Source organism: Pedobacter sp. NJ-S-72 (genome assembly GCF_053890575.1).
On the sequence record NZ_CM132681.1, the window covers coordinates 3,656,125 to 3,672,252 of the forward strand.

Genomic DNA, 16,128 nt, shown 5'->3' on the forward strand with positions numbered 1-16,128 from the left:
AGTTAGCAACACGGTTTTAACGAAGAGTATGATTTAGCTCTGATTGTAGCTTTAGATAAATCAAATTCTAAGTCTTTAATCGCTTGTTTAACAACTTTACGATCAGCTTCAGTGATAATTACTTTTTCAGTAACAACTGGAGCAGGAGCAACTAATGGACAACCAGCACCATCAACAACAGTTCCAGATGGAGTGTTAGGGCATTTATCCAATTTGTCAGCAACACCATCACCGTCAGTATCTTTTAATAAATCGCTCATTTCAGTTCTTAATTTAGCATTTTCAGATTTCTGAGCATCTAAATCGCTTCTTAAAGAATTTGCAATGTTTTTAGCTTGAACAGCTTCGTCGTAAGAAGCAGCAACTGGATTGCTGAAAGCTAATTGCTTTCCTTTACCCAATGCAAACTCTAAACCAGCGCTAGCATAGCTGAATTTATCGCTATGACGACCACCACGGTAAGTACCGTCTAAGTTATCACCATCAACAAAGTAGATAGACCATCCTAAGTTAAAGTTAACTTTCTCAGAAACTTTAAATCTAGCACCTAATCCTACAGGGATGATTAATTCTTTAACGTCTTTTGGATATTCAGTAGTTCCAGCAGCGCTAGTAACTTTTGGTTTGTAACCAGCTAAACCAGCACCACCTGTTACGAATAATTGTAATGCATCTTGTTTTCTGAATAAGTCGATGTTAAACATGTTAACTTCTGCACTTAAACTAGCAGCATAATTTAATTCAGTTTCAAATTTAGTGTTTCCACCAACGATAGCAACACCTTTACCATCGTTAAATGATTTAGAGTTATCACCTTTCAATTTACCTCTGATTCCGTCTAATTTCAAAGAGAAATATGGTGTGAATTGTTTTTTGATGTAAAGACCATATCCTAAACTTGAACTGTTCTTAGAGAAATCATTGTGGCCACCTAGTGGAGAAGTTGGAGTTAAAACACCAGCGTTAACACCAATAGACCAGGTACTGAACTGCGTAGCAGCAGCAGCATTAGCAGCTGGTTGTTGTTCCTGCGCTTGTGCAGCACCACCGATTAAAAGGGCAGCTAAAGCTACCGGCAGACTTTTAAATAATTTTTGTTTCATAATATGAGTTTAATAAAAAAAATAGTTCTGGTATTTTTTTTGATACTTAAGCAATATCTATACCAATTTAGTTTACAAAGCTCTGAGCACTCTCAGGGCAGGTTTTTCTTCCTAAACTGTATGTTTAATGAAGCAAAATCTGCCGTTTTAAATGAACAGAAAGCGTTATATTGGCGCCAAGGTATGGATTATAAAGAAACCTGACAAATAATTTTCAATCTAAGAGATTATATATTACTATATAAATACAATTATTTAATTTTTCTCAGGCTTATAGTCTTCTGCATCTTTATACATTTTCTCAATAAGATCTTTATTTTTTTCAAGAATAATTTTTCTTTTCAAACTTAACTTAGGCGTAAACTCGCCTCCTTCAATGCTCCATGCCTTAGTCAGCAATACAAACCGCTTAACTGCTCCCTCCCACTTTCCAAACTCTTTAGATGCGTTTGTGATCTCCTGGTTATACTTTTCAAGCACCTGAGGATTTTGAACCATTTCTTCATTGGTCGTATAGTTAATCCCTTTTTTTCCACACCATGATTTCAACGCTTCAAAATTCGGAACTATCAATGCCGATGGGAATTTACGATTTTCACCCAGCACCATGATATGATCAATCAGTACAGATTCTTTATATTTATTTTCCAGCATCTGCGGTGCGACATATTTACCTCCTGCAGTTTTGAAAATTTCCTTTTTACGGTCAGTAATTTTCAGGAACTTTCCATCTACAAGTTCTCCGATATCTTCTGTATGGAACCATCCGTCCTTATCTATAGCTTCTGCTGTCAGGTCTTCTCTCTTATAATAACCTTTCATTACATTATGTCCCCTGGTCAGCACCTCCCCATCTGCCGCAATCTTAACTTCTACCCCATCAATAACAGGACCTACTGTACCAAACATTGCATTTTCAAAATGGTTAACTGTGATAACTGGCGAAGTCTCTGTTAATCCGTATCCTTCAAAAACAGGCATTCCGGCCGCCCAGAAAATACGCGCCAGACGAGGGTTCAACGCTGCCCCCCCGGAAACAATCACCACAATATTACCACCAAGAGCTTCCTGCCATTTTTTAAATACCAGTTTTCTGGCGATACCCAGCTTAAAGTTAAAAAACCAGCCGCTGTTCATATCATATTGCTCAGCAAGTGCTACAGACCAAAAGAAAATACCTCTTTTAATCCCTGTAAGGGCTTTTCCCTTTTCCATGATCTTATCATATACTTTTTCAAGCAATCTTGGAACTGTAGAGAAAACATTTGGTTTAACGAATTGAATATCTGCAACAATGGTGTCCATACTCTCTGCATAATATACCGATACCCCCATATACAAGTAGAGATAAAAAATCATCCTTTCAAAAATATGCGACAGCGGCAAAAAGCTTAGTCCATTTTCCAGTCCATGAGGTACTACGACAGAAGAATTAATAAAGTTCTGCACCAGGTTACTATGTGTAAGCATGACTCCTTTCGGTGTTCCGGTTGTACCTGAGGTATATATTAACGTTAATACATCTTCGGATGTAACAGCAGCACGATAAGTTTCCAGGTCTATTCCTTCGCTTTTCGCTCCGGCATCCACAAGTGTCATCCAGTGATCTGCACCCGGGACTTCATTAAAGGTATAGATTTTCAAATCCGGATTAATGGCTTCACCAATAGGCTTTACTTTTTTGAACAATTCTTCATCTTCAACAAAGAAGACACTTACGCCTGCGTTTTCAAGAATAAACTTAATGTCATGCTCGGCGAGCGTTGGATACAAGGGCACATGATACCCACCAAACTGGTTGACTGCAAAATCAGCAATATTCCATTCTGGTCTGTTATGGGACATTACAGCAATCCTGTCTCCCTTCACCATTCCCAGCTGAATCAGACCTTTACTCAGGCTGTCTGCTGTGTCAGAAAAATTGCTGAGTGCTATATTTTTTCCATACCCCATTAATCTTTCCACTAATAAACTCGTCTTTTGGGAATTTCTCTAAGTTGTATTTAATTAAATCAAATACTCTCGTTACAGTTACAGGCATAATATTGATTTTATCAGTTTAAATATTTTATACAGATGAACCCGGCAAGGTTCAAAGAACGAAATTAGTTCCGGATTACTTTGCTATTCCCAAATCTAACAAATTAATTATTGTAATAAAACCAATTTTAATTTTGGTATGTTTTATTCGCGTAATCTTCTTAAAGGCCGAAAATTGTTCAATATAACAGCAGTTTCCCGAATAAAACAAACAAAATATTATAATGAATTTGTATTTTCTTACCCGACTACACACATCAATGTATTTCACCTGTTTGTCCTGAATAAGTGACACTGTTTAACCGGGTACAGCACAATATTACCACTCTCTTACACTGAACCTACCCGACAAACGTTCTTAATTTTCAATCCACGACGCCCGCGGCATAATAATTGCTAAGCTCATTTTTCACATTTAAACTTTATACAAATCATATGAAAAAAGTATTTACAATACTTTGCCTTACTGTAATCGCTACGTTTGCGATCCAATCTACTTCTAAAGCTCAGAGCTATAAAAACGCCATTGGTGGTCGTTTCGGAGCAGCTAACGGAGTAACTTTCAAAACATCTCTTGGCGAAAACAAGATGCTTGATCTTATTGCCAATTTCAGATCTAACAATAACTATAACTATTTCCGTGTAACTGCTTTATATGAAGTTTACAAACCGATCAGTGGTGCACAAGGACTGAACTGGTACTATGGTGGTGGTGGTAGTGTGGGTTCTGTAAAATACAAACCATACAACTCAAGCGATCTGTATCTTTCTCTTGATGGTGTTTTAGGTCTGGATTACAAATTTGCTGACGCACCCATCAATCTTTCTTTAGACTGGAAACCAGCTATTCAATTAGCTCCGGATACTAATTTTGATGCCTCTGGTGTTGGACTGTCTCTGCGTTTCACTTTCTAGAAACACCTATTTATAAAAAAAGGCATATGAGATCTCATATGCTTTTTTTTTTTATAAATAGGAAATTAATCTATATCCCTGTCCATGCCTTAAAAACTACCTTCTCAACCTCCGTTCCATCCGGATTTATCGAAGACACTAATTGTACATTAGGACTTGCTTTAAGAGTAACCCTGATCTCTTTATCCAGTCCGTCTCTTCTTAACTGGAAACGTACTACATCTCCAACTTTCTTTTGTTTCATCACCGACATCTTTTCAATTGTTGGTTCTGCATAAGTTCCATCAATACCAATCAGTTCATCGTTAACATTTAATCCGTCAACCCATGCTGCTGAATTACGGGAAACTGCCGATATTACTACATGACCTTCTATTACTTTAGTTGCAATACCCAAATAGGCTTCTTTTTGATTTACATCTTTCACGTTTATTCCTGCGTAAGCCAAATACTTTTCATATTCAACCGATCAGTACCGTTCACATATTTCGCCCAGAAATCTGTAAAGCTGATTCCACTGATTCTCTCTACCATAGCTTTGAATTCAGCATCAGTATAGCCTCTGCCTTTAGCCTTGCACTGCTCATACATTGCTTTCATCACATTGTCAAGACTGGCCTTTCCTTTTGTCGCATGTGCGATTTCAAGATCCATCAGCATCCCTACAATTTCTCCTTTACTATAATAAGAGATTCCACTATTCTTTGAATTTTCATCAGGACGGTAATACTTGATCCAGGCATCAAAGCTTGACATTGCGGCAGACTGCACATAGCTACCCTGTGTATTGATCACATCTGACATTGATTTAGTCAAAGTTCCGATAAACTCTTCCTTGCTGATCAATCCTGCACGCAGCATCAGTTTATTTTCATAATAAGCTGTAAATCCTTCAGCAATCCATAAGTCTGTAGTATAGTTTTCGTTCTCATAATCAAACGGGCCTAAGGCTACAGGGCGCAATCTTTTACATTCCATAAATGATGATATTCATGTGCAACCAGGCCCAGAAAATCTTTGTGCCCTTTTTCTGTAGCATAAGCATCCCTGGAAGCTCCCAATACAGTTGAATTTAAATGCTCCAGACCGCCGCCACCTCTAAAAAAATTATGGACTATAAATGTGTAATGCTTATTTGGGTTCTCTCCATAAACAGCAGTTGCCTGTTCAACAACTTTAGCCATATCAATTTTTAAACGCTCCACGTTATAACTGCCGCCACCATACATAGCTACTTCATGTTTAACACCCGCTGCAGTGAATTCAAAGACTTCCTGATTACCAACTTCTATCGGGCTGTCAAATAAGACATCATAATTCTTTGCTGTATAAGTGAATTTCTGACCCGCTACAGGCTCCAGTCCGGTAGAAACTTTAGACCATCCTTCAAAAGGAATAATTTTGACTGTACTAGATAAGGCAAGTTGATTATCAGGATACATAAAAATTGCAGTTGGCGATAAAAATGCATGGGTTGCATCAATAAAGGCTGTCCGTACAGAGACTTCAAACGCATACACACTATAATTGATATCTATTGCATTAGCATTACTGGTATAAACTCTCCAGGTATTCTTTTTTAGTTTTTCAGTTTTAAGCAGTTTTTTGCCGGATGCAGCGGCGAAACCTTCTACGTTTTTCGAAAACTCCCTGATCAGATAAGATCCCGGGGCCCAAACGGGCATTTTAATATCTATATATTCTTTATTCAGACCACTAACATGCATCTTCACATCTGTGTAATGTGCTTGTGGTTCTTTAAAACTTACTTCATAATTAACTTTAATCTGTGCTTTAGCAGCCAGGGCAGGCGCAAGTACAATCAATAACCCTAATCCTATTCGTTTCAACAGCATATTTAATTCTTTTGGCGCAAATTTAAAACATATAGCTTTTGTTATCAGTTAAAATAAGAAATTAGCTGTAACATACTTAATACAAGTATGGCCAGCGCGCATATTAAATATTTTTGTATAATTAGTCGCTCCAAGAACCCATTATGAAACTCAAATACGTCATTTACTCCCTTATTTTCCTTGGGATAGCTTACCTCATTTATCACAGGATATCTACGAACAAGAAACTTGAAAACTCAGGAATGGGTGCTGGAGCAAAAGGCTCTGGAAATTCCAAAGGCGGAAAGTCACAGCATATGTTAGTCAATGGCATTGTTGTTCAGGCCTCATCCTTTGCCAATAAACTGGATGTTACCGGAACAATAGAAGCCAATGAGTCTGTTGCTTTACAAAGTGAAGTTTCCGGTTTAGTAACAGGTATCTATTTTAAAGAAGGCAGTAATGTAAGCAAGGGCAGTTTACTGGTCAAAATTAATGACCGTGATATTCAGGCACAATTGCAGGAGGCACTGACAAAACAGAATTTATCATCGACCAATGAAAACCGGGCAAAACAACTCTTACAAAAAGGAGCAATCAGCCAGGAAGAATATGATACCGCACTTGCGGATTTTTGAAATCTTTAAAAGCTCAGGCACAGCTCATCAGGGCGCAACTGGCTAAAACTTCAATCATCGCTCCTTTCAGTGGAAAAATAGGTCTCCGTTCGATTTCTGCTGGTGAATATATTACGCCTACTAAAATAATTGCGAATTTGCTCAGCACAAACCCTGTAAAGGTCAATTTCTCTGTTCCTGAAAAATATATGGGCCAGATCAAAGTAAACTCTACTATAACATTCCGTACTGATGGTTCTACACAGCTTTACACTGGAAAAGTTTTCGCGTTGGAACCTGGAATAAATGCACAAACCAGGACCTTACAGGTAAAAGCCCTGGCATCAAATGAAAACAATGAGTTACGTCCCGGCTCTTTTGCTAAAGTGTCACTTACCCTGGATAAAGTTGAAAATGCAATATTAATTCCTAACCAGGCTATTATCCCTGTACTGAGAGGCAAAACTGTATTTATCAGCCAAAATGGTAAGGCAAAACAGATAGAAGTACAATCTGGCACACGTACAGATGAAAATATATTGATTACCTCCGGACTAAAAATCGGTGACACAGTTTTAACAACAGGAGCACTTTCATTAAAAGATGATGCCCCTGTAAAAGTATCAGTAGTTAAAAACTAACCGAAATGAGTATATCCACCACGAGTATAAAAAGACCCGTTCTGGCAATTGTAATGAACCTGATGATCCTTCTTTTCGGGGTTATCGGATACAATTTTCTGGGTGTAAGGGAGTTTCCGAATATTGACCCAACGGTAGTTTCTGTACGTACCTCCTATCCTGGAGCAAACTCAGATATTATTGAATCACAGATTACCGAACCGTTGGAAAAATCTATTAACGGGATTGACGGGATCAGAAATATGTCCTCTTCCAGTAACCAGGGAAGCAGTACAATTACTATAGAATTTAACCTCGGTAAAAACATCGAAGAAGCTGCGAATGATGTTCGTGATAAAGTTTCACAGGCTACCCGTAACTTACCTAAAGATATGATGGAAATCCGGTAGTGAGCAAGGCCGATGCAAATTCTGATGCGATCATTACAATGACTATCCAGAGTGATAAAAGAAATCAGCTGGAATTGAGTGATTATGCAGAGAATGTGATTGCCGAACGCATCCAGACTATACCGGGAGTAAGCAGTGTGCAGATTCAGGGTCAGAAGAAATATGCGATGCGAATCCGTATTGACCCTAATAAATTAGCTGCATTAGGCCTGACTTCACAGGATATTGTCACAGCGCTTGACAATGAAAACGTAGAACTTCCTTCTGGTAAAATTACCGGAGCAAGTACGGAGCTAACAGTAAAAACACTGGGTAAGTTAACTAACGAAAAAGAGTTCAATAATCTGATTATTAAAAATGACGGAAACAATGTCATTCAATTAAAAGATGTTGGTTATGCTGAACTCGGCCCGGAAAATGAAGAAACTATTTTAAGGGAGTCTGGCAAACCTATGGTTGCAGTAGCGCTGATCCCTCAGCCCGGGGCAAACTACCTCGATATATCAACAGAGTTTGAAAAGAGGTTTGCGAGATTAAAAAATGATATCCCTAAAGATATAAAACTGAATGTCTCTCTGGATAACACCCGGTTTATTAAGAATTCGGTAACAGAGGTTGCAGAGACAATTATTCTTTCGCTGGTATTGGTTATCCTGATTATTTACCTGTTTTTCAGGGACTGGGCAATAGCGATCAGGCCGTTGATTGACATCCCTGTATCACTGGTTTTCACCTTCTTTATCATGTATATTTTTGGTTTCTCCATTAATGTACTGAGTTTACTGGCTATTGTACTGGCTACCGGGCTGGTGGTAGACGACGGGATTGTGGTTACAGAGAATATTTTCAAGAAAGTAGAAGAAGGATATTCTCCTTTTGAAGCTGCGATTAAAGGTTCCAATGAAATTTTCTTCGCTGTTATTTCCATTTCGATTACCCTTGCAGCAGTGTTCCTTCCAGTTGTATTCCTCCAGGGATTTGTAGGGAGGCTATTCAGGGAATTTGGGATTGTGATCGGTGCAGCGGTCTTGATATCAGCCTTTGTATCCCTGACTTTAACTCCGATGTTAAATGCCTACCTGATGAAAAAGACAGGCCATAAAAAATCGAGGTTTTATGAATGGTCTGAGCCATATTTTGTTAAACTAAATGATAATTACGCCGAAAACCTGAATAAGTTTCTGAATAGAAGATGGCTGGCGATTCCAATCATAGTAGTATGTGTTGGTCTGATCATGTTATTCTGGAAAATACTGCCTAAAAAAACCGCTCCTATATGATGATAGAAGTGCAATCAATATGAGTATTACTACTCCTGAAGGTTCGTCTTACGACTACACAGATAAGTTCATCATGAAGATTGCCAAAATGGTTGAAGATTCTATTCCTGAAAAGAATGTAAACATCACCATTACCTCTCCTAGTTTTGGAGGGAGTGGTGCTGTAAATAGTGGCTTTGTCAGAATGGGTCTTGTTGACCCCGGATTACGTGGTCGCTCACAAGAAGAAATAGCAAACCAGCTTACCCGGATTACTAAGAAATACACCGAGGGAAAAGTATTGGTTACTCAACAGCCTACAATATCAGTTGGCCGTCGCGGTGGTTTACCAATCAGCTATATTATCCAGGCACAGAATTTTGATAAACTCAGAGAAAAAAGTACCACAGTTTATGGACGAGGTTAGTAAAGATCCTACGTTTACGGTTTCAGACGTCAACCTGAAATTCAATAAACCAGAAATCAACCTCACTATTGACAGGGATAAAGCCCGAAACCTTGGCGTATCAGTCTCTGCCATTGCCCAAACACTGCAGCTTGGCCTGAGTGGTCAGCGTTTCTCCTATTTCTTTATGAATGGTAAGCAGTACCAGGTGATCGGACAATTTGACCGTGGTAACCGTAAGGATCCATTAGATCTGAGTTCTGTCTATGTAAGAAATGATAAAGGTGAACTGATACAGGTTGATAACCTGGTGAGTGCAAAAGAAGAAAGCAGCCCACCCCAATTATATAGAAATAACCGTTTTACCGCAGCAACAGTTTCTGCTGGTCTGGCATCGGGGAAAAGCATTGGAGATGGTATTGCTGCTATGGACAGAATCAGGGATAAGGTCTTAGACGAAACGTTTTCTACCGATCTTAGTGGTGAATCCAGGGATTTCCAGGAGAGCTCTTCGAACACGATGTTCGCTTTTGGACTGGCGCTGTTATTAGTGTACCTGATTCTTTCTGCTCAGTTTGAGAGTTTCAAAGATCCGATAATTATCATTATGACAGTACCTATGGCAGTAGCAGGGGCTTTTCTGTCTCTATGGCTATTTGGACAAAGCTGGAATATATTCAGTCAGATCGGTACGATCATGCTGATCGGACTGGTTACAAAAAATGGTATTCTGATTGTGGAGTTCGCCAACCAGCTCAAAGAAAATGGCAAGAGTGTGCATGATGCCATCAGAGAAGCTTCTGTTTCACGTTTAAGACCTATCTTAATGACCAGTCTGGCCATTGCAATCGGAGCCCTGCCTATCGCTATGGCATTGGGTGCAGCGGCAAAAAGCCGGATGGGCATGGGCGTTGTGATTGTAGGCGGAACAACATTCTCACTGGTACTTACCTTATTTGTGATTCCTTCGATCTATTCTTACTGGTCTAAAGAACATAAAACAAATACAGATTTACAAGAGTCATTAAAAGCAGCACTGGCTGAAGAAAAAAATCCTTCGGCTTAAGAAGCTGTTTAAAATAATTATATAAACAAATGAACAAGCATCTCTTTTATTTCTTAGCGTTCCTGATCTGCTCTGCACAAAGTGTAATAGCTCAGGATACACTTAGCCTGGAGGAAGCGATAAGTACTGCATTAAAGAACAACTACGACATCAGATTGGTCAATAATGAAATACAAATTGCCAAAAACAACCTGAATGCAGGAAATGCAGGAATGCTGCCAGGACTTGTTGGTACTTTCAGTCAGTAACGGGGGCAGCAGACAGAATACAGTACAGAGTCCGGCAACGGGCCCTGAGAAAAAAACAAGCGGGGCGCGCAGCACAAGCTTAAACTATGGAGTCGCACTGGACTGGACTATTTTTGATGGGTTCCAGATGTTTGCCAATTATGACAGGCTAAAGGAATTACAAAAACAGGGCGAGGTTAACGGTAAATTAACTATCCTGAATACAGTATCTGATGTAGTTTCAGCCTATTATGTACTGGTCAGACAGCAGCAACTGGTACTGGCAACAGATAGTGCGCTGAAAATTTCAAGATTAAGAGTAACCATTGCAGATAACAAGCTAAAGATAGGACGCGGTTCTAAATTGGATGTATTGAGTGCAAAAAAGTAGACTACAATACAGATACAACGTTATTTCTGCAACAGAAAAACATATTAAATACTTCCAGGATAACACTCAACCAATTGATGGCAAGAGATCTCAATATTGTCTTTGCTGTAAATGAGAAGCTGGATATTGAACACAACCTGAACTAGCTGACCTGGAATTATTAACAGAACGCCTGAACCCGACTTTACAAAATGCCTTTATCAATAAAAAGATAGCTGCATTGAGCTTAAAACAGGTTAAGGGACAGCGTTATCCTACAGTAGCCTTAAACAGTGGCTATGAATTTTCGCGAAGTACCAGTCCTACAGGGTTCAACCAGAAATTCAGGGCTAACGGACTTACTTATGGAGTAACAGCAAGCCTTAATATTTTCAATGGCTTCCTGCAAAGACAGAATGAGCGCAATGCAAAGGTGCAGCTCAACTCTACAGAATTAAGTCTTGATAAAACAAAACAGGATGTGAATGCATTGCTGAATGCTACTTATCAGAATTATGTGACTAACCTCGATCTGTTAAAAGTGGAAACCGGAAACGTGGATCTGGCGAAACAGAACCTTGATATTACTTTTGAAAAATATCGTCTTGGCAGCATCAGTCCGCTGGAATTACGCGAGGCACAAAGAAATTCTATAAATGCCATATTCGCTTCCTGGACGCACAATATCAGGCTAAACTAACAGAAATTAATTTAAAAGAGATTAGTGGTACTTTAAATGTTCAATAAGATGATTACTTTCGTTTATGATACTAGTAGCAGATAGCGGGTCTTCGAAGACAGACTGGCTGGGATATAAAGACGGCAAAACAATCAGTTTTAGCACACAGGGCATCAATCCATACTTTTTAAATGCGCAGGATATCTTCAAAATATTCTCCAAAATGAAAATGACGGAAGAGTTTGCTGCGGATGTCAGGGAAATTTATTTCTATGGTTCCGGATGCTCTACTCCAGATAAACATGAGGTCATATCTAATGGTCTGTCATTATATTTTACTAAAGCTTTCATCAGTGTTGAAAACGATTTAATAGGTTGTGCTTACGCAACATGCGGAGACCGGAAAGGATTGATTTGTATCCTTGGTACTGGTTCTAATGTTTCCTATTTTGATGGCGTATCAACTTATGACAGTAACTATGGCTTAGGTTATATACTGGGTGACGAAGGCTCTGGTACTACGTTTGGGAAAAAGATGGTTACTTCTTATCTGTATAAGCAGATGCCAGAGGATCTGCGTACGATGTTTGAGAAAGAGTTTAACACGGATAAAGAGACTATCATCACTAATGTTTATCAAAAACCATTTCCAAATACTTATTTAGCAGGCTTCAGCCGTTTTATGCACCCGAACAGGGATCACCCTTTTATTAATCAACTGCTTATTGATGGATTCCAGGAATTTATTGATGTAAATATTAAGAACTTTAAGGACTATAAGACGCTGGATTGTCATTTTGTAGGGTCTGTTGCTTATTATTATCAGGATACACTGAAACAGGTTTGCAAGTTGAATGGGCTCAAGATTGGAAGGATAATGCAGAAGCCGATTGAGGGGATATATAACTACATTCTGAAAAAAGAAGGGATTCTCTAGGGTAAGTCTAGCTTCGCAAAAAAAAAAACATACCATGTTCGGCCGGCCATTGCCTTCGCTGAAGAGCTCGGAACGCTATGTCCTCACATTGGTATACTGTTTTTTTTCAAAACTCTCCAAATGGGGTTCATTCTGCTGGTTGGCGCGTTAATATGGTTTGCTAACATGGAGTGTTAATCTGGATTGCTTATATGATGCACTAGAATGGATAAGAGCTAAAGCAGAATTAAATAGCAGATTATGCACGTTAGCTAAGGATTTATTGTTCTTTGCATCTTCACATAATTGATCCCCTCTTTACTAAATTCCTCACCCACCTCAATCATTCCAAACCTCTTGTAAAACGGAGCCTTCTCTGATCTTGCATTACACCAGATTTCAGTAACATTATAATGTCGGGCAACATTCATTAAATGTTCCAGTAATTTTGTTCCATAACCCTGCCCCTGTACATTGTTGTCTGTAGCAAATTTTCTAAACTGGGCCTGCTGATCAGTAATAAAAAGGGAAACCACCGATATTAACTGATCACCTTTAAAAAGCCCAAAGTGGGTCCCATACCGATCTTCTTCCAACTTCACATAATCAATAGTTTTTTCGGGCCACATGACCCTGTGACGCAAATCCCAGGTTTCGCAAGCATTTACTTCTTTTATTATTATGTCCATTTGTAAACAATCATAACATTTTCCCTAAAACTATCAATTCACCCATCCTCTTTTAAATCTCTAATTTCAAATACCAAAAAAATTCTTCCAGCTTTTTTATGCCCTCAATATTACATTGACAATCTATATTAGTGCATCATATTAGCAATCCATATTAGTGCATCATACAAGTAATCCATATTAACTCGCCAACCAACAGAATGAACCCCATTTGGAGAGTTTTGAAAAAAAACAGTATACCAATGTGAGGACATTGCGTTTTTTTTTCCTTCTTCAGGAAAAATAATGCCGGCCGAACATGGTATGTTTTTTTTTTGCGAAGCTAGACTTACCCCTTTAGAACACCGCTTTGTGGTTCACCACAATATCACATACCGTCACCTTACCTTACCTGCAACAACCTCCACGGGGTTCAACTCTCCCTTTCCATTAGACAAGCTCGCGAAAAACTGACCGTTCTCTTCCCCTGTAAACACAGAGTATGTTCCTGGAGGCAGTTTACACTGAAAGAAGCCTTTTACATCGGTTTTAACCTTAGCAACTAACGGCTGATGAATCGCTTTATACAACGGGCCTTCACCTTCTGCCTGCGCACCGGTAGTAACGGCATAGATATAGACTGTACGTTGTATACGCTTGCCGTCATCTTTGTTATTGTTGGTACTGTTGTCATTGTTTTTTCCAGGGCCTGGCATCATGTTTCCCTCCTGAACCGAAACTCTGCCTTGTATCCCCTCGGGGATACTCTTAGGCTGGCCAGGGGTTCTGGAAGCACACGAAAAAGCAAGGAAAGTGATTACTGAAAAAAAAATAGCTAAATAAAATTTCATCTGTATAAGTATTAAAGTTAAATTTGGTTACCTCAAAACGCAATTCATGCAATCCTTTGTGCATTATGATTAATTCTCTCAATTTACGAAAGTGTGGCCTATTATCTATACTCTTTTGCACAAGTATAGCTTTTTCTTCTGTGTATGCACAAGGAGTTATCATGCCTGATGCTACCAATGCTACCTTCTTAAGAGCCAATAGTATTGCATTAGCCAGCAGCGCTAAAACACAAAGGGTTACTGCTTTTTCTCTTGCTGCAAGGAAAGGCTGGGTCATTACCAGAAAAGATCCCAATGGGTCTGTCATGAGGTTACAACGTCTTGATGATACAGGTTTACCAGTATACTATATAACCAATAATAATACGATTGCCGCAGGTACTACCCGTACTAATAAACTCTATAATGGTGGCGGCTTAGGTCTGGCACTTAATGGAAGTACTATTTCAGTGGGGAAAATAGCCATATGGGATGGCGATGGTGTTTTAACCAGCCATGTAGAATTCAGCGGTGGCAGAGTTGAAATTAAAGATCAAACTACTACTACATCCGAGCACTCTACTCTACTCACGTAGCTGGAACCATGATTGCAGCAGGGATAAACCCTATTGCCAGAGGAATGGCATTTGGACTACCTAAGCTTTACTCATTTGATTTTGACAATGATACTCCTGAAATGTCTGAGAATGCTGCTGGATTACTAATTTCTAACCATTCCTATGGCGTAGTAGCCGGCTGGTCTCTAAATACAGATATCAATCCTCAGCGCTGGGAATTCTACGCCTCACCTGGCGCAACCGAAGACTATAAATTCGGATATTATGACTCCCAGTCTGCCGATTGGGACAAAATCTGCTATAACGCACCTTACTACCTGCCTGTTAAATCAGCAGGGAATAACCGTTCTTTAAATGGTCCCCCGGTAGGAGGCTCTTATTACAGGTTCAATGCAGATAAAGTAATGGCTGATGCCGGCAAACGCCCCGCAGGCCTGAGTAACAATGATCAATATGATAATATAGCCACTTACGGGACTGCAAAAAATATACTGACCATTGGTGCTATCAATCCTTTAGGAGATGGCCCTTATACTCCTGACCGTATTCAGGCAGCCACATTCAGCAGCTGGGGACCAACTGATGATGGCAGGATTAAACCGGATTTAGTGGCAGATGGTATTAGGGTAACTTCTACAAGTAATGCTGGCGATGACAGATATGCAACACTTTCTGGCACATCTATGGCTACGCCTAATGTTAGTGGGTCATTAATTCTCTTACAAGAGCTTTACAGTAGTCGTAATAATGCTAATTACATGCGTTCCGCTACCTTAAAGGCTGTCGCTATAGGCACAGCTGCCGAAGCAGGTCTTTCTCCCGGCCCTGATTACAGTTATGGCTGGGGCCTGTTAAATATGGAAGCTGCCGCGCAGGCCATTCTTGATAATCATCTCAAAAGTAAAATTGCTGAAAATATACTTACTCAGGGTGAGCAACAGTTTATTGAAGTAAAAGCCAAAGGCGGAGTTCCGCTCATGGCTACCATTTGCTGGACTGATCCGGAAGCAACCCCGGTCAATACTGCTGACGCACTAAATAATACGGCATCCAGATTGATGAATGATCTTGATTTAAGGGCTGTACAGGAAACAACGACTTATTCTCCGTGGGTACTCAATCCGGCCAATCCATCGGCTCCTGCCACCAAAGGGGATAATACAAGAGACAATGTAGAACAGGTTCGAATTGACGACCCGCTTCCGGGAAAGGTTTACAGATTTAATGTATCCCATAAAGGCACACTAAAACGCGGGGCACAAGCATACTCCATCCTCCTGACAGGAATAGATGCTGATGCAAATTTTGAGTCCAATAAAGTTAATCAGGACGAGCTGAATATGGTCGTTTATCCAGTTCCGGCAAGAAATGAAATCAACATTAATTTCAATGTAGCTGAAAATAATAACGTGATTATCGATCTGATCAATATATCAGGACAGAAACTTTATACTGAGAGAAAAAATGATTTCAAGGGAGTATACTACAGCCAGATAGATTTATCTCACTATACAAGTGGCTTGTACTTTATGGTGGTAAAAATCGGACAGAACTCTTATACCAGGAAATTCGTCTGTACGAAATAATAT

The 16,128-nt window shown here is 39.4% G+C and carries 16 protein-coding genes and 1 pseudogene; 10 read left to right on the top strand and 7 right to left on the bottom strand.

The window, feature by feature from the left end; translation table 11 throughout:
* Positions 1 to 2 precede the first annotated feature (2 nt).
* Together ACWYN3_RS24265 and ACWYN3_RS24270 are read right to left on the bottom strand one after the other, a co-directional pair.
* Complete coding sequence (locus tag ACWYN3_RS24265) at positions 3 to 1,103, bottom strand: thrombospondin type 3 repeat-containing protein (protein WP_456216702.1); 1,101 nt, start codon at positions 1,101 to 1,103, stop codon at positions 3 to 5.
* 255 nt (positions 1,104 to 1,358) lie between these two features.
* The gene (locus ACWYN3_RS24270) at positions 1,359 to 3,056 is read right to left on the bottom strand and encodes an AMP-dependent synthetase/ligase (RefSeq protein WP_456216703.1); all 1,698 of its coding nucleotides are present in this window, start codon (positions 3,054 to 3,056) and stop codon (positions 1,359 to 1,361) included.
* A 522-nt stretch (positions 3,057 to 3,578) separates the two neighbouring features.
* Here ACWYN3_RS24270 and ACWYN3_RS24275 point away from each other — a divergent pair.
* The gene (locus tag ACWYN3_RS24275; RefSeq protein ID WP_456216704.1) at positions 3,579 to 4,058 is read left to right on the top strand and encodes a hypothetical protein; all 480 of its coding nucleotides are present in this window, start codon (positions 3,579 to 3,581) and stop codon (positions 4,056 to 4,058) included.
* 70 nt (positions 4,059 to 4,128) lie between these two features.
* Here the strand turns inward: ACWYN3_RS24275 and ACWYN3_RS24280 are convergent, their stop codons facing one another.
* From ACWYN3_RS24280 to ACWYN3_RS24290, 3 genes are read right to left on the bottom strand one after another with little or no spacing between them, the layout of a single operon-like run.
* Positions 4,129 to 4,485 (bottom strand): PDZ domain-containing protein, encoded by a 357-nt coding sequence (locus ACWYN3_RS24280; protein WP_456216705.1) that lies wholly within the window; start codon positions 4,483 to 4,485, stop codon positions 4,129 to 4,131.
* A 2-nt stretch (positions 4,486 to 4,487) separates the two neighbouring features.
* Positions 4,488 to 5,036, bottom strand: a complete 549-nt coding sequence (locus ACWYN3_RS24285) for a M61 family metallopeptidase (RefSeq protein ID WP_456216706.1) — start codon at positions 5,034 to 5,036, stop codon at positions 4,488 to 4,490.
* A complete protein-coding gene (locus ACWYN3_RS24290) occupies positions 5,009 to 5,914 on the bottom strand; it encodes a M61 family metallopeptidase (RefSeq protein ID WP_456216707.1) in 906 nt (301 codons plus the stop codon). Before ACWYN3_RS24290 ends, ACWYN3_RS24285 begins: the two co-directional genes overlap by 28 nt.
* Positions 5,915 to 6,057: 143 nt before the next feature.
* On the opposite strand from ACWYN3_RS24290, the gene ACWYN3_RS24295 reads away from it, so the two are divergent.
* The 7 genes and pseudogenes from ACWYN3_RS24295 to ACWYN3_RS24325 all read left to right on the top strand — a co-directional run bounded on the left by ACWYN3_RS24295 (position 6,058) and on the right by ACWYN3_RS24325 (position 12,484).
* Positions 6,058 to 6,531, top strand: a complete 474-nt coding sequence (locus ACWYN3_RS24295) for an efflux RND transporter periplasmic adaptor subunit (protein ID WP_456216708.1) — start codon at positions 6,058 to 6,060, stop codon at positions 6,529 to 6,531.
* On the top strand, positions 6,528 to 7,151 hold the full coding sequence (locus tag ACWYN3_RS24300; RefSeq protein ID WP_456216709.1) for an efflux RND transporter periplasmic adaptor subunit: 624 nt from the start codon (positions 6,528 to 6,530) through the stop codon (positions 7,149 to 7,151). The genes ACWYN3_RS24295 and ACWYN3_RS24300 overlap by 4 nt, the downstream gene beginning before the upstream one ends.
* Positions 7,152 to 7,156: 5 nt before the next feature.
* Positions 7,157 to 10,271: pseudogene (locus tag ACWYN3_RS24305) on the top strand (efflux RND transporter permease subunit).
* 29 nt (positions 10,272 to 10,300) lie between these two features.
* Positions 10,301 to 10,519 (top strand): TolC family protein, encoded by a 219-nt coding sequence (locus tag ACWYN3_RS24310; RefSeq protein ID WP_456216710.1) that lies wholly within the window; start codon positions 10,301 to 10,303, stop codon positions 10,517 to 10,519.
* Entirely contained in the window at positions 10,500 to 10,889 is a 390-nt protein-coding gene (locus tag ACWYN3_RS24315; protein ID WP_456216711.1) for a TolC family protein, read from the top strand. The genes ACWYN3_RS24310 and ACWYN3_RS24315 overlap by 20 nt, the downstream gene beginning before the upstream one ends.
* A 211-nt stretch (positions 10,890 to 11,100) precedes the next feature.
* Positions 11,101 to 11,568, top strand: a complete 468-nt coding sequence (locus tag ACWYN3_RS24320) for a TolC family protein (RefSeq protein WP_456223138.1) — start codon at positions 11,101 to 11,103, stop codon at positions 11,566 to 11,568.
* A gap of 64 nt (positions 11,569 to 11,632) precedes the next feature.
* Entirely contained in the window at positions 11,633 to 12,484 is an 852-nt protein-coding gene (locus ACWYN3_RS24325; RefSeq protein ID WP_456216712.1) for an N-acetylglucosamine kinase, read from the top strand.
* Between the two features lie 251 nt (positions 12,485 to 12,735).
* On the opposite strand, the gene ACWYN3_RS24330 is transcribed toward ACWYN3_RS24325, so the two are convergent.
* Both ACWYN3_RS24330 and ACWYN3_RS24335 read right to left on the bottom strand, forming a co-directional pair.
* A complete protein-coding gene (locus tag ACWYN3_RS24330; protein ID WP_456216713.1) occupies positions 12,736 to 13,152 on the bottom strand; it encodes a GNAT family N-acetyltransferase in 417 nt (138 codons plus the stop codon).
* A 377-nt stretch (positions 13,153 to 13,529) separates the two neighbouring features.
* On the bottom strand, positions 13,530 to 13,982 hold the full coding sequence (locus ACWYN3_RS24335) for a hypothetical protein (RefSeq protein WP_456216714.1): 453 nt from the start codon (positions 13,980 to 13,982) through the stop codon (positions 13,530 to 13,532).
* A gap of 140 nt (positions 13,983 to 14,122) precedes the next feature.
* Between ACWYN3_RS24335 and ACWYN3_RS24340 the strand changes: the two genes are divergently transcribed.
* Positions 14,123 to 14,557: a hypothetical protein gene (locus ACWYN3_RS24340; RefSeq protein ID WP_456216715.1), complete on the top strand. Its 435-nt coding sequence runs from the start codon at positions 14,123 to 14,125 to the stop codon at positions 14,555 to 14,557.
* An 8-nt stretch (positions 14,558 to 14,565) separates the two neighbouring features.
* Positions 14,566 to 16,125, top strand: coding sequence for a S8/S53 family peptidase (locus tag ACWYN3_RS24345; protein ID WP_456216716.1), 1,560 nt, complete (start codon positions 14,566 to 14,568; stop codon positions 16,123 to 16,125).
* Positions 16,126 to 16,128 lie beyond the last annotated feature (3 nt).